Genomic DNA, 23753 nt, shown 5'->3' on the forward strand with positions numbered 1-23753 from the left:
GCCCGCGTCAACCCAGCCCGCCCACCAGCTCGGGGGTCAGCTCACCGATCGCGCCCAGCGTCACCACGGCCAACCGTGCGGCATCCGGGTCGAGAGGATACGAACCGTGCGGCACCGCCACCACCCGCATTCCCGCCGCCGCGGCCGAGCGCACCCCGTTGGAGGAGTCCTCCACGGCCACGCAGCGGGCCGGCTCGACGCCGAGGCGCTGCGCGACGTTCAGATACACGTCCGGCGCGGGCTTGCCCCGCTCGGTCTGCTCGGTGGAGAGGGTCGCATCGAACGCGTCGGTCAGGCCGGTGGCGGCCAGCGCCGCCTCGATCAGCCGGGTCGGCGACGAGCTGGCCAACCCCAGCGGCCACCGCGCGGCAAGCCGGCGCACGACCTCATCGGCGCCCCCGATCAACGGTACGTGGGCCCGGTAACGCCGGGTCATCTCCTCGACCACCTCGTCGGCGACCTGTGCCGCGGTGCGGTCAACGCCCAGCTCACCGCTGAGGTAATGGGCCCACTCGCCGGTGCTCATCCCCATCAGGCGGCGTTGCGTGTCCGGCTGCCACGTCCCGCCGTGCGCCGCCACGTACGCCCGGCGGACCTCCTCCCACACCGGCTCGGAATCCACGATCACGCCGTCCAGGTCGAAGACCACCGCATCTGCCACGGGCCCATCCTGCCCGACCGGTGGGTGTCCGGTCAGTCGGGCAGGGCGGGCAGCCCGATCGGGCTCTCCGGCGGGAGCGCCGCATGGCAGGACCGGGCAATCGGCTCCAGCAGCTCGCGTAGCCGGTCGGTGCCGTCCTGGCCGAGTGCCTCCCACGGGTGCGCGGCAGCCCCGTCGGTGGCGTCCTCGACGGCCTGGAACTCGGCCCGGCCCTGCTCGGTGGTCGTGCCGTCCCCGGTCAACCAGCCCCGGTGCGTCAGCCGCTCGCGGGCGGTGTGCCACTGCTCCTCGGACCAGCCCCGGCCGAGCAGGTACTCCGCTGGCGTGCCGTCCAACGCCGCCCGCCAGGCCAGCGTCTCCACCGGGTCCAGCCCGGCGGCCACCAGTGCCGCCACGTGCCCGTCGCCTCGGTGCTCGCGCAACGTGGTAGCTGCCTGCCAGAGTCGAGCGAGGGGATATTCGCCGGCTGGAAGCGCGGCGTTGACCGCGCTGAGCACCCGGCCGGCCGTCTGGGCCGCCGAGGCAGCCTGCGCCAACAGGTCGGCGGCCTCCGCCAGGTGCGTCTCCGGCAGCTCGTAGGTCAGCTCGGCGAGCGCCTGCACCGCGCCGGTCAGGCGGGCGCGCAGCACCTCCGGTGGGGTGGCCAACCGCCACACCGCCGGCAGCGCGCGGGCCACCATCGGCGGTGCGAAGTTGAAGAAGGCGGCGATCACCGGGGCGGCCTCGGTGGCACCCAGCGGCGCGGCTCGGCCGGCGAAGTAACCCCGCCAGTAGCCGCGCAGCCCCACCGCCTCGTATGCGGCGCGGGCCCGGGGGTGGAAGTAGGTGACGGCGTGCACCGCCTCGTAGTGCGCCCACATCAAACGGGCGGTCCGCCCAGGCTGGTCCAGCGCCGTCACATGCACCTCCGCGTCGGTCCCGGATGCTCACCCCGGGAGGCGAACCGCCCGGGGTGACGCCGAACCTACTGCCGGTGGGTGACGGGCCGGAAGCCCCATGTGAACAACTCCATCGCGGCCCGGCGAGAACCGGGGCGATCCGGACAAATCACTGGGCGGCGAGGACGTCCACCACGAAGCGCAGCGGACCCTCGGGAGCACCCTTGGCGGCGGCGTCCTTGCCGTACGCCAGCTCCGACGGGATGTCGAGCAGCACCCGGCTGCCCACGGTCACGCCGACCAGACCCTGGTCCCAACCGGGAATGACCTGGCCGACGCCGATCGGGAAGGAGGCCGGCTGGCCTGAGCTCCAGGAGGAGTCGAACTCCTTGCCGTCCTTGTAGAACACGCCCAGGTAGTTGGTGGTGATGGTCTGACCCTTCTGCACCGCCGGGCCGGTCCCCTTGATCAGCGGGGTGACCGTGAGCTTCTTCAGCTCACCCTTGCCCGCCTCGACCGTCGGCTTGCTGCCCAGCGCCGGGTCAGCGCCTGCCGGCAGCTGCGGGGCGGGCGGCGCGCCAGCCTCGTCGGGGGCAGCCGGGGCGGAGGCGGACGGGGTCGCGTCGGCCTGGGTCTTGGGCTTGTCGTCGCCCCCGCCGATCGCCACGAAGACGCCGATCAGCACCGCGGCCACGGCGACGGCCGCGAGGCTGCTGATCGCCGCGTTGCGCTTCCGCCTCCGGTCGGCCGCCTTCTTCTCCGCCAGCTGGGCGGCCAGCCGGCGGCCCGACTTGGTCGCCGGGCTCTGGTCCTGGCCTGCCGACCGGTTCTGCTGCGTCCGCTCGCTCACGTCGTCGACTCCCTGCTGCGAAGGTGTGGCCGGCACCTGGTGCCGGGGGGAAAGCCGACGCACACGGTACCCGCACCGCCGCCCCCTGTGCCTGCTGCGGACCCGCCAAATCGCCCAGGACGGCAGTACCGAGGCCGGCGCAGGCGGTTATTCCGGGATCACCATGAAGTCCGTCACGAACGAGGTGACCCGCCCATCGGCGGTACGCCCGATCCAGGTGCCGTAGCAGCCGTCGCCCCAGCCGGTGGCCACGGTGACCACGTTGGCACCGCTGGCCTCGTCCAATACAGCGGTGATCAGCCCCGGGACCGGCGACGCCGGCAGCTCGGCCGGAATGAAGACCTCCTCGACCTGGCCTTCGTCCCAGCCTTCCAGGGCGGCGAGCGCCGTCGGGTCGGCGAGGGTGCCGGCGCCTGCGTCCACCCCGTACCCGAAGTAGTCGTCCGCGCCGAGAGTGGCGACGTCCTGGTCGCCAGCGACAGCCAGCTCCCAGCGGGTGGTCGGCTCGTCGGAGACCACCAGCTCCAGCGCGGCCACCCGCCGGTCCACCTCGGCGTCCTCGCGGAGCACCACGGCCACCCAGGCGCGGGCGGGATGCCGCCCCGGCGGCACGGTCACCGTGTACGGCTCGGCCTCCGGGCAGACCAACGGGTCACACCCGACCACCCGGCCGGTCGGCAGCACGACATCGCCCACCGGGTGAACCTCGATCAGGTACGCGCCGTGCTCGTCGGTGAAGCGGGCACCGGGCGTCAGCAACCGGTCCAGATCAGGGGTGTACGGCATGAGGGCTCCTCCGGTGACCAGCGGCCGGCGGAGCCTACCCGGCCCGGCGGACACCGGCGCGGCTGCCGTACGGTCAGGCGCTCTTGCGGGGTGCGGTCTTGCGCGCGGCCGTCTTCTTCGCCGGCTCGGCCTTCTTCGCGGGGGTCTTCTTGGCGGCTGTCTTCTTCGCCGGCTCGGCTGTCTTCTTGTCGGCCGTCTTCTTCGCCGCGGTCTTCTTCGCCGGTGCCTTGGCGGCTTTCTTCTCGGCAGCCTTCTGCGCCGACCGGGCCGACGAGATGGGCGTCGGCTCACCGCCACCGCCACCACCGCGGGCGGGTTGCTCGCCACGGGCAGTCTTGGCACGCTCCACCGAGGCCTTCAACGCGGCCATCAGGTCCACTGCGGCAGCCGGCGCCTCCTCGGCCTCCTCGGGTTGGACGACCTCCCGACCTTCCACCTTGGCGTCGATGACCTCCTGCAACGCCGCCCGGTAGTCGTCGGTGAAGACGTCCGGCTCGAACTCACCGGTCATCGAGTCGATCAGCGAGCTGGCCATCGCAAGCTCCGGCGGGCGCACCTTGAGATCCTCGTCGAGGAAACCAAAATCCGGGGTACGGATCTCGTCCGGCCAGAGCATGGTGTTGAGCAGCAGCACACCCTCGCGGACCCGGAGCGTGGCGAGCTGCTCCCGCTGGCGCAGCGCCACCTTGACGATGGCCACCCGCTCGGAGTCGATCAGCGCGTCGCGTAGCAGCACGTACGGCTTGGTCGCCGTGCCCTCCGGCTCAAGAAAATACGCCTTGTTGTAGAGGATCGGGTCGACCTGCTCGGCCGGAACGAACTCCAGCACGTCGATCGCGCGCGAGCTGGTCAGCGGCAGGTCGGCGAAATCCTCGTCGGTGAGGATCACCATCTCCCCGCCGCCGATGTCGTAGCCCTTGGCGATGTCGTCGTAGGTGACCTCTTCGCCGCAGACCGAGCAGGTGCGCTTGTAGCGGATGCGGCCGCCATCCTCACGGTGCACCTGGTGGAACCGAATGTCCTTCTCCTCGGTCGCGGAGTAGAGCTTCACCCCGATCGAGACGAGCCCGAACGACACGGCTCCCTTCCAGATGGCACGCATCCTGCGCTCCCTTCGCTGGTATCGACCATGCTCGCATTCAAAAGAACCTGACGCGAGGTGTTCGGCCTGCTACTACAGTCGGGTCGTGCCCGGCGCGCCGATCAAGCCGATGCTCGCGATGACCGGGCCGCTCCCGGCGGGTGACGGCTGGGCGTACGAGTTCAAGTGGGACGGGGTCCGTGCGCTCGCCGACATCTCCGGCGGTAGCCAGCACCTGTACGCCCGCTCCGGCGTGGAGATCACCGCCGCGTACCCGGAGTTGGCCGCCCTGTCCGAGCAGGTCGACGACGCGCTGCTGGACGGCGAGGTGGTGTTGTTGGGGGAGGGCGGGCAGCCGTCGTTCACGGCGTTGGCCGAGCGGATGCACGTGCGGGACCGGAACAAGGCGGCCCGGTTGGCCGCGGTCATGCCAGTCACGTACATGATCTTTGACTTGCTCCGGTTGAACGGCGACGACCTGACCAGCTGGTCGTACGGGCGCCGCCGCGAGGCTCTGGAAGGGCTCGCGCTCGGCGGCGCCCGGTGGGCGGTGCCTCCGATGTTCGCCGACGGCCCGGCCACCTACGACGCGGCCGGCGAGCACGGGCTGGAGGGCGTGATGGCCAAGCGCGTCGGCGCCGTCTACCGCCCGGGGGTGCGCTCTTCCGACTGGGTGAAGGTCAAGCTGGAGGTGACCGGCGACTTCGTCATCGGCGGCTGGCGGCCGGGCGCACGCCGAATCGGTGGGTTGCTGGTCGGGGTGCCCGGCCCGGACGGCCGACTGATCTACCGGGGTCGGGTGGGCGGTGGGATCAGCGCCGCCATCGAGCGGCAACTCCTCGCCGAGCTGGAGCCGCTGCGTTCCGGCGTGTCACCGTTCGCGCCGGGTGTGCCGCGCGAGGATGCCCGGAGCGCCATCTGGGTAAGCCCCCGGGTGGTGGTGGAGGTGAAGTACGGCCAACGCACCCCCGACGGCCGGCTGCGCTTCCCCCGGGTGCTGCGGTTGCGCCCGGACAAGCCTCCCGAGGAGGTCGACGATGCCGGCTGAGCGGCTACGGGTGGACGTCGAGGGTCGCCCGCTGGAGCTGTCCAACCTGGACAAGGTGCTCTATCCGGCGGCCGGCTTCACCAAGGGTGAGGTGATCGACTACTACACCCGGATCTCGCCGGTGCTGCTGCCACACCTGCGCGATCGGCCGGTCACCCGGATTCGCTTCCCCAACGGGGTGGACGACAAGTCGTTCTTCGAGAAGAACGCGCCGGCCGCGACCCCGGATTGGGTGCGCGTGGAAAACCTGCCCGCCCCCGGGTCGACCAAGGGCCGGGAGACCATCGACTATGTGGTCGCCGACGACCTGCCCACCCTGGTGTGGCTGGCCAACCTGGCCGCGCTGGAGCTGCACACACCGCAGTGGAAGGTCGGCGAGCGCCCGGACATGCTGGTGGTCGACCTGGACCCGGGGCCGCCGGCCGGGCTCGCCGAGTGTTGCCCGGTGGCGGTGCTGATGCGCGACCGCCTCGCTCTCGACGGGATCGACTCGTACCCGAAGACGTCGGGCAAGAAGGGCATGCAGCTCTGCTGCCCGATCGCCGGCACCCAGTCATCCGATGACGTCTCCGCGTACGCCCGGCGGATCGCGCAGGAGTTGGAGCAGGCTCACCCGAAGCTGATCGTGTCGAAGATGGCGAAGAACCTGCGCCCGGGCAAGGTCTTCATCGACTGGAGTCAGAACAACGCGGCGAAGACCACAGTGGCGCCGTACTCGCTGCGTGCCCAGTCGGTGCCGTCTGTGTCGACGCCGCTGACCTGGGACGAGGTCGAGGCCGGCGTCCGCGGTCGGAAGCCGGCCGTCCGCCAGTTCACCGCCGCCGAGGTCCTGGCCCGCGTCGAGGAGTACGACGACCTGCTCGCCCCACTGCTCGACGGCGGCCCGGAACTGCCTTCGGACTGACAACCTTTAGTGACCTCGCGGCGTGTAAGGCGCGTGACCGACCAACAGAAACCACTTTCCGCGGCGGACCGGTCCTACGTCGCCTTCGTCGAGGTGGCGTGGCAGCGACATATTCGGCTGGCCATGCTGCTCAGCGGCGACCGGTGGCGGGCCGAGGAACTACTCCAGGACAGCCTGGTCAAGGTCTACGAGCGGTGGCGGCGGCTGTCCCGACTCGGCGACCCGCACGCCTACCTACGCCGGGCCCTGGTCAACAACCACACCTCGGCTTGGCGGCGGCGTCGCCGCGAAAGTCTCTTCGCGGATGTCCCCGACCGGGCGACCCCGGCTGACGGGGTTGGCCCGGATGCCGTTGTCCTGCGCCGGGCGCTGATGTCGCTGCCGGCGAGGCAGCGGGCGGTGGTGGTGCTCCGCCACTACGAGGACCTGAGCGAGCGCGAGGTCGCCCAGGTGCTCGGCTGCTCGCTCGGCACCGTCAAGAGCCAGAACGCCCGAGCACTGGGCACGCTCCGCCGCCTCCTTGAGGAATCCTTCGACTCGGTAAGCAGGTGATAGTCATGAACAACATCGATGACCGTCTCGTCCAAGGGCTGCACGACATCGTCGACGGCGAAACGGACTCCGCACCCCCGGTGGGCGCGCTGATCGAGCGTGGCCGACGGGGCCGCCGACGCCGGAGCACCGCTCTGGTCGGTACGACGTGCGCGCTGCTGGCGCTGGGCGTCGGCACCGCCCTGGCCCTGCCGACGAACTCCCCGTCGAGCAGTCCCGGCGTCACCACCGAAGCCGCGCGGCCGGCGTCGGTCCCGCCGGCGATGCGGCTGGTCTCGGCCGCCACCGCCAGCGAGAACATCAGTTACCGGATGCGGCTCACCAACTCCGGCCCGGGCGGGCTGACCTACGAGGGCGCGTTCGACCCGAGGACCGCGACCGGCTACGTCCGCGCGCCGCAGGACGACTCGGTGATGACCGAGCTGCTGATCAACGGCACCCGGTACGAGGGTGGGGAACGACCGCTGGGCAATCTGCCGGCGGACAAGGGCCTGGGTGAGACGTACGGCCGCTACGGGCAGTACCCGGGGACGTACGACCGGCTCTCCTTCTACGTGGGTGGGGACGGGGTCCTGGGTGCCGCCGAGCCCGACCCGGCGGCCCTGTTCGCCGCGCTGAAGCGGCAGAACGCGAGCGTCACCGAGACCCCGGACGGCACGCTGCACTTCACGTACACCACGACCGAAAAGGATGGGTCGAGCAGCACGGCCGGCGACGTCACGCTGAACGACGACGGCCGGATCGCCAAGGTGGCGTTCACGTTCACCTGGCAGTCGACGCTGAAGGGCCGGCTCGACACCGGGACGGTCAGCTCGACTCTCGAACTGTTCGACTACGGCCTCGACGTGACGGTCAAGCGTCCGACCGACGTCGTGATGGTCAAGGAGTAGATCCGCGAGGCCCGGCATCTGCGTAATCGTGGTTACGGATGGTGTCTGGACGGTTCGTCGACGTATGTCGCGGAGCGTGATTGTCCTCGGCGACCTCGTGGGACTGCTCGACCCCTTTGCTCTGCTTCAATGGAGGAAACACCAGGTTTCACCTGCTGTTTTTGCGCATTGTTCGAGGCTCGGCGGCCAGAGCGCTCTCACGGAGCGTGCGTGTTTCCTCTGTTGAAGCAGAGCAAAGGGAGTGTGGGAGTGTGGTGCCTCCTGGTGCCTGGTCACCTTGCGTGACCGGCCCGGCGCCCGCCTGCGGATGGTGGGCGCCGGGCAGTCGACGGTTGTCGGGTCAGCGGTGCCCGAAGACCTTCGCGCTGGAGCCGAGGCGCAGAAGCACCGTCTCGCCGGTCGCGTCCTGGACCGCGTCGTTGTCGGTCATCGCGTACACCTCGCCGTTGCCGGCCACGGTCAGACCCTCCAACTTTTCCTGGGTCCAGCCGTTGGTGGCGCGCAGCGCGGGCAGCACGTCGACTGCGAGGGTCTTCGGCAGCACCGTCAGCGGGCCGGTCGCAGCGGCACCCGGCAGCGGCACCGTGTAGATCCGCTTGACCGTGGCAGCCGGGCCGTTCAGCTTGTCCCGCTCGATGACCGCGAGCCGGTCGCCGACCACGGTGATCTCGGAGAGGCCCATCCAGTCACCGGGCACGGTGGTGGCGCCCAACTGGTAACCGAACCAGCTCCAGGTGCCCGCCGTGACGTCGTACCGACCGAGTCGGACGATTCCGGCCGGGTCGGTGCTCAGCTCCCGCTGCACGGCCACCCAGACGATCTCCCGACCCTGCCGGTCGGTGGTCGCGGTGACCCCCTCCAGACCCTGCTTGGCAAGGCCGGCGGCAACCTCGGCGGGCAGCGCGACGGTCTGCCGGGTCACCCCGGCGGCGTCGAGCCGGACCAGCTTGTTATCGGCACCCTTGGCACCCTCGACCGCGAGCCAGAAGCCACCCTGCGGGCGGGCGAAGATGCCCTCCGCGTCGTACCCGACCGGCACGCCGGTCGCGTCCTTCACCGGCAGCGCACCGGTGATCACGGCGGGGGTCCGCTTCGCGTCGATGGTCAGGATGCGGGTCTGGCTGTACGCCGCGTCGGTGACGCTGTAGAGCTGGTCCCGCTTGCCCGGCACCGCGCTCAGCGCGCCGAGGGCACCCCAACCGATCGGCGTACCGGCCCGGTCGGTGCCAGAGACGATGCTCGGGTACGCGGGCGTGCCCTTGCCGAGTTGGAAGAGCGACACCGAGGCCCGGACGTTGACTGAGGCGTCGTCCTCCTCGCTGGAGACCGCGAGCAACCCGCGTGACGGGATGGGCAGCAGCCCTTCCGGCCCGTTGGTGGTCGGCAGGATCTGCTTGAACACTGGCGCCGAGGGGCGGCTGAGGTCGTAGACGGCGACGAAGTTGCTGCGCTCCGAGCCGACGAACGCGTACCGCACGCCGTCGTACTCGGCGACGGCCACGCCCTCCGGCTCGGTGCCCTTCTTGCCGGCGCGGTCCTCGTTGTGCAGGCCGTACGTGACGGCGAGACGCTCGAAGGTGTTACCGGCGTCCCAGGCGACGCGCCCGGTACGGCTGTCGAAGACCGACCAGCCGCGGGTGCCGCCGTGCCAGTCGCCCTCGTTGGCCGTGGTCAGGTAGCGGTCGTCGACCCAGGCCACCGCGTCCGGCTCGCGCGGCACGTCAGTGATGCTGCCGGTCAGGTCGATGACACCGTCCTTCACGGTGTCGATCCCGCTGACCGTGGCCGTGCCGGCGCTGAACACCTTGGTGATCCGGCCGGTGGGCAGGTCGATCAGGGCGACGCCGTTGTTCTCCTGGAGAGTCACGGCCAACTGGTTGTGGCTGTTGATCGAGACGTACTCCGGCTCCGGGTCGGTCGGCGCGGCGAGACCGGCCTGGACCAGAGCGGGTAGCGCGCTGCCGTTGGCGCCGGTCAGCGCGACAGGCCGCAACCGCCAACCGGCCGGGGACTTGCCGGTCAGGTCGACGATCTGCACGAAGCCGGCGGGTGCCTGGGGCAGGTCGCCCTCCTCGCCGCCGGGCGGGGTGGCCTCCTCGTCGCGCTCGTTCTCGATGGCGATCGCGGCGTACCGCTTGTCCTTGCTGATCGCGATCGAGTCGGGCTGACCACTGAGGTCGAAGCTGGCGACCCGCCTGCGGCTGGCCAGCTCGATCACGTCGAGTCGACCGGACGGCTCGGTGTAGCTGCTGCTGGTGTTCACCACCACCAGCACGTACTTGCCGACCACGGCGACCGAGGTGGGCTCGTCCTCGGCGTTTCCGAGCTGTGCCAGTGAGAGTGTGCCGAGGCCACGCGGCCGGTCGGCACGGGAGATGTCCAGGAAACCGATGCGCCGGGCCAGCGCATCGGTGTGGATCAGGGTGCGGCCGTCCTCGCTGACCGCCGAGATCTCGGCGACCGTCGGGGTCGCCGGGTCCTCACCGGCCGGACGGTTCTGGAACACCGGGTACGTGGCGACCCGGTCGAAGGCGAGCGACTTGGCTGGGTGGTGGTGCCCGCCGGCAGACGCGGGGGCGGCCCCGGTCAGGCTGGCGGCAGCGACACCGGCTGCGGTGAGCGCGGTGAATGCTCTTCTGAGTGTCAAGGACTTCCTCCGTTAGGTCGTACCCGCACGGAGGCTGACACCTGTGGGGGAGCGTCAGCTTGCGCCGACATGAACACTCGGCGAAGCGCGGCCCAGCCGCCACCAGGCACCGCCGACCAGGGCGACCGTGATGAGGGTGACTGCGATGTCGCCGGCCAGGGCCGCCGCCGGGGAGGCCGGAGAATACGGCGGCACGACGTACGCGAACGCGGCAGCGATGGCCAGGCTCGCCGCGCCGGCAGCGAGTACGTGCCGCTGTCCCCAACCGCTACGGGACGACAGGTACGCGATCAGTCCTCCTGCGGCAGCCGCGAGCGCCAGCGCGATGGCCACCCCTGACCAGCCAGACGTCAGGTCGGTGCCGAATCGGACGAGGACCACCACCAGACCCACCCAGAGCGGGTGCGGCACCCGGCGGGCCCGGCGCGGGTGGGGGCGGCGCCAGCGGGGCAGCAGCGCGGTCGCGATGAGGGCGAGGACCAGCACTGCGGCGAAGGTCAGCTGGAGCGGGCTGGCCATGAAGTCCTTCCGGCCGCTGCTGTCGGAGAAGATCAGCAGGCTGCCGAGCAGGTAGATCAGACTGACCACGAGGAGACCGGGTCGGCCCAGCCACGGCCGGAGCCGACGGTCCGCCCCGAGGAACGACTCGATCAGCACGATCGGGGCGCAGATCGTCAGCACGATGTGGTTGCCCACGTAGTCGAAGGCCTGGCGGAGGCTGAACTCGAGCCCCGGCACCAGAGTCGCCTCGGCGGCGGCACGGGTGTCGGCGTACTGCGTGTCGTCCAGGAAGTCGGGGTTGAACAGCGACTGGTCGACCAGACCGGCCTGGAGTACGCCGAATGCGGCGGCGAGCAGCACGATCGTCGGCCAACCCGCGCCGAGGTGGCGGGCGGTCTCCCGGATCAGGATCGCCGCGCCGCCGTACATCGGGCCCAGGATGAGCAGCACCGGGAGGAAGTCGTTGATGGCGAAGCCACCCCATGAGCACTCTGCCGCCCACGGCGCGAGCAGCAGTAACGCGATCACCGGCAGAAGTCGGCGGCGCAGCGGAAGGCGATCGGCGGTCGCGGTTCGGTCGGCGGTCGCGGGGTGGGGCTCGGACGGCATGGGCTCTCTCCTCGGCGGCGCTTCGGGGGTCACCTCGTACCGTGCGTGGGCCAGCCGGCCAGCCGCTACGGCCATCGGACGACGAGGGGAGCGACCAAAGTCGTTGAGTAGGGTGGTGCCGACGTCGCACTCAGGGAGCGTGGAGATGCAGCCAACCGTCACGGCCGAGCTGGTGGCCCAACCCGCCGACGCCGAGCAGCCCCTGCTCAGTTACCGCGACGAGGCGACCGGCGAGCGCGTCGACCTCACCGCACAGCAGGTCGGCTCCTGGGCGGCGCGCAGCGCGAGCCTGCTGCGCGACGGCTGCGGGCTCGGCCCGGGCAGCCGCGTAGCGGTGTTGCTGCCGCCGCATTGGCGTACCGCCGTGGTGTTGTTGGGCGCGTGGGCCTCGGGCCTGGCGGTGTCGTTCCGGCCTCGCGCCACCGCGGGCCTGCCCGTGCTGGAGCCGGGCGGCGATCGGCCGTTCGACGCGGTCTTCGTGACACCGGAGCGGCAGGACGACTGGCTGGAGGACGTGCCGGACGCTACGCACCGCTACCTCGTCGGCACCGGCCCCGGGCGACTCGCCGACGTGCCGTTGGGCTGGCTCGACTGGTCCGCCGAGGTGCTCCGTTACGCCGAGGCGACGCCCGACCACTCCGCGATCCGCCCGTCGGATCCGGCCAGCGCGGACGGCACGACCTACGGCCAGTGGGGTGCGCTCGCCCAGGAGGTCGCTGCGATGCTGGGCCTGCGCGCCGGGGATCGACTGCTGGTCGACGCCGCCGAGCACGAGCAGCCGCTGAAGTGGCTGCTCGCGCCGCTGTCGGCTGGCGCGTCCGTGGTCATCAGCGCCAACCTCGACCCGGCGCAGCGAGACGCCATCGTCGCCGCCGAGCGGGTCACTCGCGCCCTCTGACCGGGCCGGACGGGCTGAAACAGCGCCTGTCGACCCTGTTCCGTTACATCGGCATCTGCCCTGCTCAGAGGGTCTTTTGTCGATGCCGTCGGCATGTTCTCATACCCGAACGACGACGTCATCGACCGCGCACCGCTCCCTCACTGAAAGGTGCACCGATGCACAGGAGATCGACCTTCCGACTGGCGGTCCTCACCGCCACCGCCGCCACGTTCCTGGCCTCCGGGGCGCTCGCCACGGCCGCCCCCGTGACCGCCTCCCCGGGTGCCGCGGCGTGCGACCCGGGCACCGCGGCGCACAGCGCCGCCCGGGCCGCCGAGGGCGCCACCGCTCAGGAACCGGAGCTGTACTCCAAGAACGAGGCGAACGCCTACGGCGTGATCAAGGATGCGCCCCGTCTGCCCAACGGCAGCGTCACCGTGCCGACCGTCTTCCACATGGTCTCCGACCACCCCCTCACCCCCGCCGAGACGACCAGGTGGAACACCCTGATCGCGGCACAGATGACGGTGCTCAACGACTCGTACGCGGGCCGTACGGCAGCCAACGCCTCGAACACCCCGTTCCGGTTCTCGCTCGTCGACACCACGTGGACGGTGAACAGCGCCTGGTACACGGTCGAGCCGGGCAAGAACGAGCGGGACATGAAGAAGGCGCTGTACACCGGCGACTCTCGCACCCTGAACGTGTACGCCGCCAACATTGGCGGCGGGCTGCTCGGCTGGGCGTACTTCCCGAAGGGCTACAACAACGGCCGTGACTACATCGACGGCGTGGTGATGCTCGACGAGTCGATGCCGGGCGGCACGGCCGGCAAGTACGCCCTCGGCGACACGCTGACGCACGAGGTCGGGCACTGGCTGATGCTGGAGCACACCTTCGCGCACGGCTGCTCCGCGTCCGGCGACTTCGTCGCGGACACCCCCCGCGAGGCGGCCCCGCAGTTCGACTGCCCGGTGGGTGCGGACACCTGCACCGCGCCCGGGCTGGACCCGATCCACAACTTCATGGACTACACGCAGGACTCCTGCATGGACATGTTCACCCCGGGTCAGGCGGACCGGATGAGCGACGCCTGGGTGGCCTTCCGCGCTGGCGGCGCCGGCTGACGCAAGCCGTGTCGAGGGCTGGCGGGCTGTGCCCGGCCAGCCCTCTTCCGTTCCTCCTCACGGCCGGTTCAGCCGGGGCGAGCAGGGCGCGGTGTGGTCGGCGGGCAGGGCACACCGGGCCCCGCCGGGCAGTCGCCGGTCGCAGAAGACCCAGTGGCGTACGCCCTGCTGGTCCTCGGCCGACACGGTCACCCCGCCCGGCTCGACGCGGGCGCTGAGCCGGGCCAGCACCCGGGCGGCGGTCCGGGCGAGGATCCGGGCCCGGAGCAGATCGGGTGCGGTGACCGGCAGGTGGATAACCCAACGCTTGGTCATCGGTAGCGGTGGTTCGCCGACTGGGCGCTCTGGGGCTTGTTCTGGCTTGCTACTGCCGTCGGTGGTCGATCCTCGCGTCGGCTCACCAGTCGGCGGATCAGGTCGCGCACGGGGGACCGCCCTTCGTCGGGTCGCGTCGAAGTGGAGGGGGCGGTCTCCGCCGGTTGCGGTCGGCGGAGACCGCCCGCCCTGCCACCACAGCCTCGATCGGCCGTACGGCGGCAGGACCGCGCCGGGGGAGCGCGGAGGGTGGTGTCTCGGCGGCGATGCGAGACCGGTACGAGAGGCGCCAACCGACCGCAGCAGCACCGCATCACCGAGAGTGACGCTATTGCCACCGAGTTACCTATGTCAAGCATGTCTTCGAGTCAGCTACCCACTTATGTCACTCGTGCTACATGTGTTGCCTGCGTCGAAACGGGTGATCAATACTGGGTGGGCCAACCGACTGCAAGGGGCCCCGCGTGCCTATTCCACCCACGATGGACGAGCTGCTCGACGCTCTCATGAGGAAGATCAAGGACGGGACGTACCCGCCTGGGTCGCAGCTTCCTTCTGGGCGGGCGCTGGCGGATGCGTACGACGTCTCGCAGTCGACGATCAGCCGGGCGGTGGCGCGGCTGCGGGAGCAGGGTGTGCTGGTCGGGCGTCCGGGGCGCGGCGTCTTCGTCGCCGAGTCCAACCAGCGCTGATCCCACTCGTCGGTTTTCGGGGCGCTCTCAGCTGTGTCCCAGCCTGCGGCGGGCCTGGAGGTCCGCGGTGAACCGGAAGATCGGCGCGGGCAGCAGGTGCACCTCGTCGTAGACGACCAGGCCCCAGTCGCGGGCACCGAACAGGTCCAGGTGGGCGAACGCGCCGCCGCGCCGCGAGGGGCAGCACGACGACGCCCGATCCGGATGCTGGGGCGCGCTAGCTTGGGAGTCGTTCCGGTGCCGGAGATCGCCGCATCAAGCGGCGGCGATCTCGTGGTCCTGCTTCAGCGCGGCTTTCCCGCCTTTGCTGATCTTGTCTGCACTGCCGGCCGCAGCCTTCTTCGGTGCCAGCTGTGACACTCGCTGCGGGGAGAGGCCAAGAAGCGCGCCCGCGTCGCGGACGGTGTAGCCCTTTGCCAGTAGTGCTCGTGCGGCGGTGACAGTCGCCTCTTCGGCGGACTCTTCGGCCTTGCGCAGGGCGCTGCGGGCCTTGCGGGCGCGGGTCACCTCTTGCGGCAGGTCGGGCTGCACGTCGACGTCGAAGCTGTGCGGGTCGACGTCGAGCATGAGGGCGATGGCTTCACGTGCCATCCCTTCGACCTGGTCGAGGCGGCGAGCTTGGGAGAAGACGCCCTTGATCTCCGGCACGCTGATCGCCCACCAAGCGCCGGAGCGTACGCATCTGGCGGTGTATTTCATCGACGATGCCCCCTCTCACCTCAAGCCCAGGCTGCGCAGGATACCCCGGGCAGTGATTTCGTTGATCTCCTTGTGTCGAGGTATGACGACGTTCTGCGGGCCGTATCTGTAAATCGTGTGGCTGCCACCCTCGCGGACCTTTTCGAAGGTCACACCCTCGTCGGCAGCCGCTTTGCTGATCTTGTTGATCAGGTCAACCCGCTTCTCAGGTCGGCAGCGCGTGAGGCAGGCACTTGCGCCGGTTGCGCATCAGTCGACTGTCGGCAGCTTCGGGCCGAGGACGTCGTTGGTGCCGTCTGAGCGCTCGGGCAGCTCGTGGCCGCTGGAATTGCAGTTGATCAGCTAATTGTTCACCCGTACAGCGCCCGCCTCTCATCAGGCTTGGCTGGCGAGTTTGTCAAGAGTCGGCAGGGTCATCGAACGGCTGCGCCCGCCGGCGTGCCACAACACCTGTGGACGGCGGTGCTGGCATTCCCAAGCGCTCGTCGGCCCCGTGGTGTCGTGGCGAGTTCTCTCGCGTCGGTGGGTTCACCTTGACCTGTCGACTAAGGAGAAACCCCACCATGACGCACGAAACACGTGCGCGTAGGGCGCGAACACGCGGACTCCTGTCCGCCGTGGCGCTCGTCCTCATCGCCGGGCCGGCGACGGCCTTCGGCCCCACACTGGCAGGAGCGCAGACGGTCCCGACCAGCGGTAACGCACCGCTGATCAACCTGACCGGCGGGCAGAACCTCGAAGGCAAGGTCGACGTCGTCATCGAGCCGGTCACGGAGAACGACTCCGTGACGACCCTCGCCGTCGACGGCGACAAGATCGGTGCCGACAAGACCGCCGGCACCGCCCACTTCGCCTTCGAGATGGGTGGCAACGGCACCGAGGCCCGCTACCGCAACTACGTCACCGTCAACGCCCACACCGCCGAGGCGGACCGCGTCTACCTCCCGGACATTCCCGGCGGGCAGGTCGGCACCCTCGACTTCCCGGGTGACTGGCTACAGCCGGGGGCGAACACCGTTACCGTCCACACCGGAGCCAACTGGGTCGACTCGACCACCAAGACCGCCGTTGGCTACGAGGAGTTGCCCAACGGCGAGGGTGGCCGCTGCCCCAACTACGACGACTACGCACTGAGCAGCATCAGCCTCAGCCTGCTCGGCGTGGTCGCCGACGGCGAGCAGAACCTGTTCAGCTACAGCTTCGGTGACGGCACCTGCGGCAGTTCGGCGAAGCTGCTCAACCAGGACCTGACCTTCGTCATCTCCGGTGAGCCGGGCGGCACGTCCGGTCTGCGTACCGACCTCGACACCACCAAGCTCGCCAACGGTACGCACACCGTCAGCGCGACGACCCAGTCGGGCGCGAAGACCTCCGTCACCGTCGACGTCAACAACGCCCCCGCCGGTGCGGCGGCGGTGACCCCCGGAGACGGTGCCCGCGTACGCGGCACCCAGCCGGTGATCGCCGCGCTGCCCGACGGCGGCAAGGAGCACGTCGAGTCGCTCGCCATCGACGACAAGCCCGCCGAGAACGCGGAGACGTTGGCGGCTGGCACCGCCACCCTCGGCCTCACCATCGAGGCCGGCAACTCGGTCGAGGCGCGCTACCACAACTACGCGCTGGTCAACGGGCACCGGGTCGACCTCGGTGGCGACTACGGCGCCACCGGAGCGGAGGACGCCAAGCTGGCGTTCCCGACCCGTTTCCTGCACCTCGGTGACAACGTCGTCGAGGTCCGGACCGGCGACTACAACGGCACGGTGAGCGGCGCGACCTGCGCCAACCACGACGACTTCAAGCTCACCCGGGCGGCGACGAGCCTCACGCTGAGCACCGCTGGCACGGTGACGGCCGGCACCACGTACCTCGTCACCACCAGCGGCACGACCGTGACGAAGGCCGAGACGACCGACGCCTCGCTGGCGTTGGGCGACGCGACCTGCGCGGCCAACAAGGACGCCGAGTTCCACTTCACCATCGATGGCGCGCCGACGACCCGTACGGTCGACACGCTCGGCAGCGGGGGTGACGCGCACCTGAAGGTGTTCGTCGGTGGCAACGGCAGCGACAACGGCTACGACAACAAGGTGCTGATCAACGGCATCCCGCTGGAGATCGGCATGTGGGAGAAGGAGGTCGCCGACCTCGCCTTCCCGAACGAGTGGCTGGTGCCGGGCGTCAACGCCATCGAGTTCGTCGCCGGCAACGACCACGGCAGCGCCAAGCCGGGTGGCTGCGACAACTTCGACGACTTCACCCTGCGGGACTTCCAGTTGCTGCCGACCGGCGCGAAGGCGACCCAGCTGACCCGGTCGATCGCGCAGACGACTGTCACCATCGGCTCGGGGAGCTACCCGGCCGGTTCCCAGGTCACCACGTACATCGGTGACGGCACCTGTGGCAGCAGCTACAACTCGGTGCTGACCAAGATGGTCCTGTTCGATGTCACCGCCGAGGACGGCTCGGCGTTGCCGGCGCTGGGCAAGCGCGCGGACGTCGACACGACGACGATCGCGGACGGCGCCCACACCATCAAGGCGGTCGTCGGGGACAAGACCTCGACGCGGCGCTTCACCACCGACAACACCGCACCGGAGATCGAGAGCAGTGTCCCGGCGGCCGGGCAGCGGCTGACCTCGACCGTCGCGCTCAACATCAAGATCAAGGACGCCACCGGCCTGGCCGGTACGCCCGCGATCACGCTCGACGGCGCGGCCGTCAAGCAGGGTGACCAGATCGGCCACGGCCTGCCGGCCGGGGAACACACGATCACGTTGACGGCGACCGACTCGCTCGGCAACACCGCCACCCGCGAGGTGCGTTTCAGCAGCGCGAGCATCCCGGACGTCCCGACCGAGCTCAATTCGACAGTCAAGGGCACCGACCCGCTCTCGGCGGAACTCTCCGCCCGGATCCCCGGTGCCGAGGGTGTCGGGCTGACCGCCACCTTCACCAAGGCGGACGTGGTCCTGCCGACCGAGGGCTACCAGGGTGCGGCGGCCGACGTGCCGACCACGCTCGACGTCCAGCACGACAAGAGCGTCGACGTCACCTCGCTGCGTCCGCTCGACGGCGCGACGATCGACACCGCGTCCAGCCGCGCGGTGGTCTTCCAGCGGTACGACCTGCCGCTGGGGGCGACCAAGCAGGAGCCGACGCTGCGCTGGTCGGGCACCATCGACCCGGCGCGGATTGTGGCGCTGCGGGCGTGGAACCCGGCCACCAAGAAGTGGGTCGTGCTGACCAGTTCGCGGGGGCAGACCGGGCAGGACACGGTCCTGACCGCGCAGGTGGAGGCCGGCTACCGTGACGGCGGGACAGTCCACGTGCTGGTCACCGGCGAAGACCCGTTCGCGGACGACCTGTCCCCGCACGACGCGTCGGCGCAGAACGACAAGGACCGCTTCGAGGATCCTGCCTCGTACGACTTCTCGTTGGCGCACTTCACGGACACCCAGTACATCACCGAGGGTGCGGCCGGCGGCACGTACGACGACTTCGACGGCAAGGCCGAGCCCACGGACGTCGAGACGGTCGAGGAGCAGGCGATCTGGTCGGCCGCGTACCGCGACCAGATGCAGTGGATCGCCGACAACGCGGCCAGCCGCAAGATCGCGTACGCCGCGCACACCGGTGACGTGATCGAGAACGACTACTACGACCCACTGGCCACCAACCCGGACGGTTCGTTGAAGCGGCCCGGTCTGCACGAGCAGGTGGAGAAGGAACTGGCGACCGCATCCGGTTTCCAGAAGATCCTCGACGACAACGGCGTCGTCAACCAGGTCATCGCGGGTAACCACGACGACCAACTGGGTGCCGAGACGGGCCCGACGTCCCGGTTCAGCCGGACCTTCAGCGCCGACCGGTACTACGGGACGGCGAAGTCCTGGCCGAAGGGCACCGAATACCACGCGTGGGACGAGGTGACCAAGGCTGACGGATCGGTCACGCCGGGTAAGGACAACCAGAACAACTACCTGCTCTTCTCCGCTGGTGGTCTGGACTTCGTCGCGGTCGGCCTGTCGTACGGTGTGACACCGGCGGAAGCCAAGTGGGCTGACTCGATCTTCAAGCGGTACAAGGACCGCAACGGGATCCTGCTCTCCCACGACTACCTGAAGCCGTCGGCCAACCCCGACGGTCGCGGGGCGGACTTCTCCGCGCCGGACGGCTCGCCGCTCTTCAAGCAGGTCGTCGAGACAAACGCGAACGTCTTCCTGGTCCTCGCCGGTCACGAGCACGGCGTCGGCACCAACCTGAAGTCGAAGATCGGCGTCACCGTCAGCCACGACGTCGTCGAGCTGCTCGCGGACTACCAGTTCTACACGGTCACCGCCGGGGAACTCTGGCCGAATCAGGTCGCCGCCGACGGCACCATCGACGTCAACGGTGACGGCAAGGCAGACCACAAGGCCACCGACCGGTTGCAGTTCGGCGCGAGCTTCCTGCGCCTGCTGCAGTTCGACGTGGACCGGGCCGAGATGCACATCGACACGTACTCGCCGTTGCTGAAGAACTTCGGGGCGACCGAGTACGACATCCGCCAGGACGGCAGCCAGCCCAAGCCGCGGTACAACGGCTCGGAGGACAACCTGACGCTGCCGGTGGACCTCACCACCCGCAAGACGTCGTTCACGACCGACTCGCTCGCCGCGTACGTGCCGTCGGGCACGGTCGGCACCGACGAGGTCACCTCGAACGGTGTCGCCACGACGACCTGGGACAAGCTCCTGCCGGGCACCTCGTACGGCTGGATCGTCTCCGCGAAGAGCGCCGACGGTGGCGAGGCGGTGGCCCAGCCGGCCGTCTTCGCAACCGCCAAGCAGGTCCCGACGATGACTGTCACCGCAGCCCCGACCAACTGGGGCACTGCGGCGACGGTGACCGTGCAGGTCGCGGCCGGCAGCACGCCGGTCACCGGTGCGGTGGAGTTGCGCGAGGGTACGACCATCCGCGGTTCGTCCACGGTGACCAACGGTGCCGCGACGTTCACCCTTCCGGTGGGCCTCGCGGGCGGCCAGCACGCGCTGACCGCGTCGTACCCGGGCGATGAGCACCTGACCCCGGTGGAGGCCACCGCCACCCTGACGGTGAACCTGCCGGCGGAATGGAACTCGTCGACGGTCTACAACGACGGGGACCGGGCCACCTACCAGGGCAAGGTCTTCCGGGCTTCCTGGTACACGAAGAACCAGAAGCCGGGTGCGGACCCCAACGGTGCGTGGCAGGAAATCGCCATGACCGAGGACGGCACCTCGATCTGGACCGCGTCGCGTGTCTTCAACGCCGGTGAGTTCGCCATGTACGACGGCAAGAAGTGGCGGGCGCAGTGGTACACCCGCAACCAGAAGCCGGGCGACCGCAACGGCTCCTGGGAGGAGATCGCCCCGACCCCGCCGGACAACAGCCCGGCGGCCTGGACGCTCACGAAGGTGTACAACGCCGGTGACCGGGTGTCCTTCAAGGGTCATGTCTACGAGGCGAAGTGGTGGACTCGTGGCCAGGAGCCGGGTGACAAGTTCGGCCCCTGGAAGCTGATCAAGTAATCAGGTTTGCGTAACGCCGGCCCGGGACCGATTCGGTCCCGGGCCGGTGGCGTCCGTTCATCCGCCTCGCGCTTGATCGACTCCGTATCGCCGATGTGGCGGCATCCATGTGCTCGGACACCGCCACATCCCCGAGATGGAGTGGATCAAGGGCTCGGTCGGGCGCGGCAGGCGGTTCCGGTCGTCACAGGGCGAAGAGCAGGGCGGCATCGAGGAGGACGACGACCGCCGTGGCGAAGTGGATGCCGAAGGCGACGGCCTTCGTTCCGCCGTTCCGCAGCACGACGACGGTGTCACCCAGCGGGTTGAGCGCGACGATCAGCATGAACCACGCCACGGCGTCGGCGGTGGTGAAAGCGATCAGGGCGAGGCCGAGCAGCCCGTAGCTGAGATCGCGCAGGCCCTTGACCGTGAGGTACGCCGGGTCTCCGTCCGGCCGGGCCGGCACGCCGTACCCGGCGGCGGCGGCCTGCGGCGCCAGCAGGAACCGCGCACCAATGGAGACGACGAAGAGGCTGAGCACGACGGCGAGCCCGTAGGCGAGGGATGACAACATGGTCCGCTCCAATTTCTAGCGCTGCTAGATGCAAGAGCGACGCTAGCAGAACGGCGGCAGGATCGCTAGCGATGCTAGTATTGCTGTCATGTCGACTCAGGCGCGCCGGGAGCGCGAGCGGGCGGAACGCGAACGAGCGATCGTCGCCGCAGCACGTGACCTGGCCTTGGCCGAAGGCTGGGACGCTGTGACCACCCGGCGGCTCGCCGCCGAGATCGAGTACAGCCAGCCCGTCCTCTACAGCCACTTCAAGGGCAAGGACGCCATCATGGCGGCGGTCGCCGTCGAGGGCTTCGCCGAACTGGCTGCCGCGGTCGCCTCGGCCCGCGCGTCGGCCAGCGGCCCCCGGGAGGCGGTTGCCGACGTCGCGGCTGCCTACACCACGTTCGCCCAGCAGCAGCCCGCGCTCTACGACGCGATGTTCACCCTCGCCGTGGACCTGCCGTTCGCCAGCCAGGATGTCCCGACCGACCTGGCCCGGGGCTTCGCCGAGTTGGCCGAGACCGTGTGCCCGTTCGCCGGGGAGCACGATCTGGAGGCGCTCACCGAGACCTTCTGGAGCGGCCTGCACGGGCTGGTCACGCTGATGCGCAGCGGCCGACTCCGCCGCGCCGACCATGATCGCCGACTGGCAGTGCTGGTGGACCGCTTCTCCCGTTGAGCATTGCCGTCACGGCCGACCGAGTCGTCGCGGCTGGCGGCCGGGTTCACCGATCCTGACCAGAGGTCGACTCCATGTCGGCGACATTGCGGTATCGAGGTGCCCTGGATGCCGCAACATCGCCGATATGGAGTCGATCAAGGACCGCGGGGATCAAAGACTGCGGGGACCAAGGACCGCGGGGTCAGTCGAAGGACGGCAGGGACGGGCCGAGCACGTCGTCGGCGTCGACGATCGTGTACGCGTACCCCTGCTCGGCGAGGAAGCGCTGCCGGTGCGCCGCGTACTCCGTGTCGATCGTGTCCCGGGACACCACCGTGTAGAAGTGCGCCTGCCGGCCGTCCGCCTTCGGCCGGAGCACCCGACCCAACCGCTGCGCCTCCTCCTGCCGCGACCCGAACGTCCCCGACACCTGGATCGCCACCGCCGCCTCGGGCAGATCGATGGAGAAGTTACCCACCTTGGAGATCACCAGAGTGCGGATCTCACCGGTGCGGAACGCATCGAAGAGCCGCTCCCGCTCCTTGTTGGTGGTCGAGCCCTGGATGATCGGCGCGTCGAGGTATTCGCCGAGCTGATGCAACTGGTCGATGTACGCGCCGATCACCAGCACCTGGTCGTCCGGGTGACGGTCGACAAGCGCCTTCACCACCGGCAGCTTCGTGCGGGCGGTCGCCGCCATCCGGTAACGCTCCTCGGCCTCCGCCGTCGCGTACGACATCCGCTCCGCGTCGGTAAGCGTCACCCGAACCTCGGTGCACTCGGCCGGGGCGATCCAGCCCTGCGACTCGATGTCCTTCCACGGCGCGTCGTACCGCTTCGGGCCGATCAGGCTGAACACGTCACCCTCGCGGCCGTCCTCGCGTACCAGCGTCGCCGTGAGGCCCAGCCGGCGGCGGGCCTGGAGGTCCGCGGTGAACCGGAAGATCGGCGCGGGCAGCAGGTGCACCTCGTCATAGACGACCAGGCCCCAGTCGCGGGCCCCGAACAGGTCCAGGTGCGTGAACGCGCCGCCGCGCCGCGAGGTGAGCACCTGGTACGTCGCAATGGTGACCGGGCGGATCTCCTTGCGCTCTCCGGAGTATTCCCCGATCTCCTCCTCCGTCAGCGACGTGCGAGCGATCAGCTCCCGCTTCCACTGCCGGCCAGCGACGGTGTTCGTGACCAGGATCAGCGTGGTCGCCTTCGCCTCGGCCATCGCCGCCGCGCCGACCAGAGTCTTGCCGGCGCCGCAGGGCAGCACCACCACACCCGACCCGCCGGCCCAGAACGCCTCGACAGCCTCCCGCTGGTACGACCGCAGCGTCCACGGCTTGCGCCCGTCCTTGCCGGCCTCGGCCAGCTCGATCGGGTGCGCCTCACCGTCGACGTAACCGGCCAGGTCCTCCGCAGGCCAGCCCAGCTTGAGCAGTGCCTGCTTGAGTCGGCCGCGCTCGGACGGATGCACCCGGATGGTGTCGTCGTCGATCTTGTCGCCGAGCATCCCGGCGAGCTTCTTGCTCTTGGCCACCTCGATCAACACCAGCCGGTCCAGTGCGCGTAGCACCAGCCCGTACGCCGGGTCGTTGGCGAGCTGGAGCCGGCCGTACCGGTCCATCGTCTCGGCCACGTCCACCAGCAGCGCGTGCGGCACCGGATAACGGGAGTACTTGAGCAACGAGTCGACCACACCCTCCGCGTCGTGCCCCGCCGCCCGGGCGTTCCACAGGCCCAGCGGGGTCAGCCGATAGGTGTGCACGTGCTCCGGCGAGCGCTCCAACTCGGCGAACGGCGCGATCGCCATCCGGCAGGCCTGCGCGTCGGGGTGGTCGATCTCCAGCAGCAGGGTCTTGTCCGACTGCACGATCAGTGGTCCACCGCTCACGCC

21 protein-coding genes are annotated in these 23753 nt (G+C 69.8%); 9 read left to right on the forward strand and 12 right to left on the reverse strand.

The genetic code is table 11. The annotated features are described in order from the left end of the window. Nucleotides 1-7: 7 nt before the first annotated feature. The 5 genes from ACLQ28_RS07045 to ACLQ28_RS07065 form a co-directional block, all read right to left on the reverse strand. Nucleotides 8-697: an HAD family hydrolase gene (locus ACLQ28_RS07045; RefSeq protein ID WP_425685801.1), complete on the reverse strand. Its 690-nt coding sequence runs from the start codon at nt 695-697 to the stop codon at nt 8-10. After that, the gene (locus tag ACLQ28_RS07050; RefSeq protein ID WP_425685802.1) at nt 694-1521 is read right to left on the reverse strand and encodes an SCO6745 family protein; all 828 of its coding nucleotides are present in this window, start codon (nt 1519-1521) and stop codon (nt 694-696) included. Before ACLQ28_RS07050 ends, ACLQ28_RS07045 begins: the two co-directional genes overlap by 4 nt. Before the next feature lie 187 nt (nt 1522-1708). Beyond that, the gene (locus ACLQ28_RS07055) at nt 1709-2425 is read right to left on the reverse strand and encodes an FKBP-type peptidyl-prolyl cis-trans isomerase (protein ID WP_425685803.1); all 717 of its coding nucleotides are present in this window, start codon (nt 2423-2425) and stop codon (nt 1709-1711) included. Between the two features lie 111 nt (nt 2426-2536). After that, the gene (locus tag ACLQ28_RS07060; protein WP_425685385.1) at nt 2537-3175 is read right to left on the reverse strand and encodes a DUF4241 domain-containing protein; all 639 of its coding nucleotides are present in this window, start codon (nt 3173-3175) and stop codon (nt 2537-2539) included. A gap of 73 nt (nt 3176-3248) precedes the next feature. Next, on the reverse strand, nt 3249-4277 hold the full coding sequence (locus ACLQ28_RS07065) for a Ku protein (RefSeq protein WP_425685386.1): 1029 nt from the start codon (nt 4275-4277) through the stop codon (nt 3249-3251). A gap of 85 nt (nt 4278-4362) precedes the next feature. On the opposite strand from ACLQ28_RS07065, the gene ligD (ACLQ28_RS07070) reads away from it, so the two are divergent. From ligD (ACLQ28_RS07070) to ACLQ28_RS07085, 4 genes are read left to right on the forward strand one after another with little or no spacing between them, the layout of a single operon-like run. Next, nucleotides 4363-5304: a non-homologous end-joining DNA ligase gene (ligD, locus tag ACLQ28_RS07070; protein ID WP_425685387.1), complete on the forward strand. Its 942-nt coding sequence runs from the start codon at nt 4363-4365 to the stop codon at nt 5302-5304. Then, nucleotides 5294-6208, forward strand: a complete 915-nt coding sequence (gene ligD / locus ACLQ28_RS07075; protein ID WP_425685388.1) for a non-homologous end-joining DNA ligase — start codon at nt 5294-5296, stop codon at nt 6206-6208. The genes ligD (ACLQ28_RS07070) and ligD (ACLQ28_RS07075) overlap by 11 nt, the downstream gene beginning before the upstream one ends. A gap of 33 nt (nt 6209-6241) precedes the next feature. After that, on the forward strand, nt 6242-6760 hold the full coding sequence (locus tag ACLQ28_RS07080) for a SigE family RNA polymerase sigma factor (RefSeq protein WP_425685389.1): 519 nt from the start codon (nt 6242-6244) through the stop codon (nt 6758-6760). Between the two features lie 5 nt (nt 6761-6765). Next, the gene (locus tag ACLQ28_RS07085; RefSeq protein ID WP_425685390.1) at nt 6766-7650 is read left to right on the forward strand and encodes a hypothetical protein; all 885 of its coding nucleotides are present in this window, start codon (nt 6766-6768) and stop codon (nt 7648-7650) included. A 340-nt stretch (nt 7651-7990) separates the two neighbouring features. Here the strand turns inward: ACLQ28_RS07085 and ACLQ28_RS07090 are convergent, their stop codons facing one another. Beyond that, a complete protein-coding gene (locus ACLQ28_RS07090; protein WP_425685391.1) occupies nt 7991-10297 on the reverse strand; it encodes an esterase-like activity of phytase family protein in 2307 nt (768 codons plus the stop codon). Between the two features lie 54 nt (nt 10298-10351). Beyond that, nucleotides 10352-11407, reverse strand: a complete 1056-nt coding sequence (locus ACLQ28_RS07095; protein WP_425685392.1) for a hypothetical protein — start codon at nt 11405-11407, stop codon at nt 10352-10354. A 145-nt stretch (nt 11408-11552) separates the two neighbouring features. Here ACLQ28_RS07095 and ACLQ28_RS07100 point away from each other — a divergent pair, with 145 nt between their 5' ends. Together ACLQ28_RS07100 and ACLQ28_RS07105 are read left to right on the forward strand one after the other, a co-directional pair. After that, nucleotides 11553-12305 carry a TIGR03089 family protein gene (locus tag ACLQ28_RS07100; RefSeq protein ID WP_425685393.1) on the forward strand — a complete coding sequence of 251 codons (753 nt, stop codon included), beginning with the start codon at nt 11553-11555 and terminating at the stop codon, nt 12303-12305. A gap of 158 nt (nt 12306-12463) precedes the next feature. Next, entirely contained in the window at nt 12464-13414 is a 951-nt protein-coding gene (locus ACLQ28_RS07105; RefSeq protein WP_425685394.1) for a zinc metalloprotease, read from the forward strand. A gap of 57 nt (nt 13415-13471) precedes the next feature. On the opposite strand, the gene ACLQ28_RS07110 is transcribed toward ACLQ28_RS07105, so the two are convergent. Beyond that, on the reverse strand, nt 13472-13729 hold the full coding sequence (locus ACLQ28_RS07110) for a hypothetical protein (RefSeq protein ID WP_425685395.1): 258 nt from the start codon (nt 13727-13729) through the stop codon (nt 13472-13474). 482 nt (nt 13730-14211) lie between these two features. Between ACLQ28_RS07110 and ACLQ28_RS07115 the strand changes: the two genes are divergently transcribed. After that, nucleotides 14212-14421 carry a winged helix-turn-helix domain-containing protein gene (locus ACLQ28_RS07115; protein WP_425685804.1) on the forward strand — a complete coding sequence of 70 codons (210 nt, stop codon included), beginning with the start codon at nt 14212-14214 and terminating at the stop codon, nt 14419-14421. A 255-nt stretch (nt 14422-14676) separates the two neighbouring features. Here the strand turns inward: ACLQ28_RS07115 and ACLQ28_RS07120 are convergent, their stop codons facing one another. Together ACLQ28_RS07120 and ACLQ28_RS07125 are read right to left on the reverse strand one after the other, a co-directional pair. Then, a complete protein-coding gene (locus tag ACLQ28_RS07120) occupies nt 14677-15120 on the reverse strand; it encodes a type II toxin-antitoxin system HicB family antitoxin (RefSeq protein WP_425685396.1) in 444 nt (147 codons plus the stop codon). 15 nt (nt 15121-15135) lie between these two features. Next, on the reverse strand, nt 15136-15273 hold the full coding sequence (locus ACLQ28_RS07125) for a type II toxin-antitoxin system HicA family toxin (protein WP_425685397.1): 138 nt from the start codon (nt 15271-15273) through the stop codon (nt 15136-15138). 410 nt (nt 15274-15683) lie between these two features. Here ACLQ28_RS07125 and ACLQ28_RS07130 point away from each other — a divergent pair, with 410 nt between their 5' ends. Next, nucleotides 15684-20669: a carbohydrate-binding protein gene (locus tag ACLQ28_RS07130; protein WP_425685398.1), complete on the forward strand. Its 4986-nt coding sequence runs from the start codon at nt 15684-15686 to the stop codon at nt 20667-20669. A 184-nt stretch (nt 20670-20853) separates the two neighbouring features. Here ACLQ28_RS07130 and ACLQ28_RS07135 read toward each other — a convergent pair whose 3' ends face one another. Beyond that, nucleotides 20854-21225 (reverse strand): DUF4267 domain-containing protein, encoded by a 372-nt coding sequence (locus ACLQ28_RS07135; protein ID WP_425685399.1) that lies wholly within the window; start codon nt 21223-21225, stop codon nt 20854-20856. A gap of 88 nt (nt 21226-21313) precedes the next feature. On the opposite strand from ACLQ28_RS07135, the gene ACLQ28_RS07140 reads away from it, so the two are divergent. Next, a complete protein-coding gene (locus tag ACLQ28_RS07140) occupies nt 21314-21886 on the forward strand; it encodes a TetR/AcrR family transcriptional regulator (protein WP_425685400.1) in 573 nt (190 codons plus the stop codon). A 184-nt stretch (nt 21887-22070) separates the two neighbouring features. Here the strand turns inward: ACLQ28_RS07140 and ACLQ28_RS07145 are convergent, their stop codons facing one another. Continuing rightward, complete coding sequence (locus ACLQ28_RS07145; protein WP_387116126.1) at nt 22071-23750, reverse strand: DNA repair helicase XPB; 1680 nt, start codon at nt 23748-23750, stop codon at nt 22071-22073. Nucleotides 23751-23753 lie beyond the last annotated feature (3 nt).

The sequence above is a fragment of the Micromonospora sp. DT201 genome (genome assembly GCF_049841575.1).
Lineage (GTDB): Bacteria > Actinomycetota > Actinomycetes > Mycobacteriales > Micromonosporaceae > Micromonospora.

Coding starts and splice junctions, on each gene's coding strand:
- ACLQ28_RS07050 (WP_425685802.1), bottom strand. CDS start 1,521: ATGTGGGCGCACTACGAGGCGGTGCACGCCGTCACCTACTTCCACCCC.
- ACLQ28_RS07060 (WP_425685385.1), bottom strand. CDS start 3,175: ATGCCGTACACCCCTGATCTGGACCGGTTGCTGACGCCCGGTGCCCGC.
- ACLQ28_RS07065 (WP_425685386.1), bottom strand. CDS start 4,277: ATGCGTGCCATCTGGAAGGGAGCCGTGTCGTTCGGGCTCGTCTCGATC.
- ligD (WP_425685388.1), top strand. CDS start 5,294: ATGCCGGCTGAGCGGCTACGGGTGGACGTCGAGGGTCGCCCGCTGGAG.
- ACLQ28_RS07085 (WP_425685390.1), top strand. CDS start 6,766: ATGAACAACATCGATGACCGTCTCGTCCAAGGGCTGCACGACATCGTC.
- ACLQ28_RS07095 (WP_425685392.1), bottom strand. CDS start 11,407: ATGCCGTCCGAGCCCCACCCCGCGACCGCCGACCGAACCGCGACCGCC.
- ACLQ28_RS07100 (WP_425685393.1), top strand. CDS start 11,553: ATGCAGCCAACCGTCACGGCCGAGCTGGTGGCCCAACCCGCCGACGCC.
- ACLQ28_RS07105 (WP_425685394.1), top strand. CDS start 12,464: ATGCACAGGAGATCGACCTTCCGACTGGCGGTCCTCACCGCCACCGCC.
- ACLQ28_RS07110 (WP_425685395.1), bottom strand. CDS start 13,729: ATGACCAAGCGTTGGGTTATCCACCTGCCGGTCACCGCACCCGATCTG.
- ACLQ28_RS07115 (WP_425685804.1), top strand. CDS start 14,212: ATGGACGAGCTGCTCGACGCTCTCATGAGGAAGATCAAGGACGGGACG.
- ACLQ28_RS07120 (WP_425685396.1), bottom strand. CDS start 15,120: ATGAAATACACCGCCAGATGCGTACGCTCCGGCGCTTGGTGGGCGATC.
- ACLQ28_RS07130 (WP_425685398.1), top strand. CDS start 15,684: ATGACGCACGAAACACGTGCGCGTAGGGCGCGAACACGCGGACTCCTG.
- ACLQ28_RS07135 (WP_425685399.1), bottom strand. CDS start 21,225: ATGTTGTCATCCCTCGCCTACGGGCTCGCCGTCGTGCTCAGCCTCTTC.
- ACLQ28_RS07140 (WP_425685400.1), top strand. CDS start 21,314: ATGTCGACTCAGGCGCGCCGGGAGCGCGAGCGGGCGGAACGCGAACGA.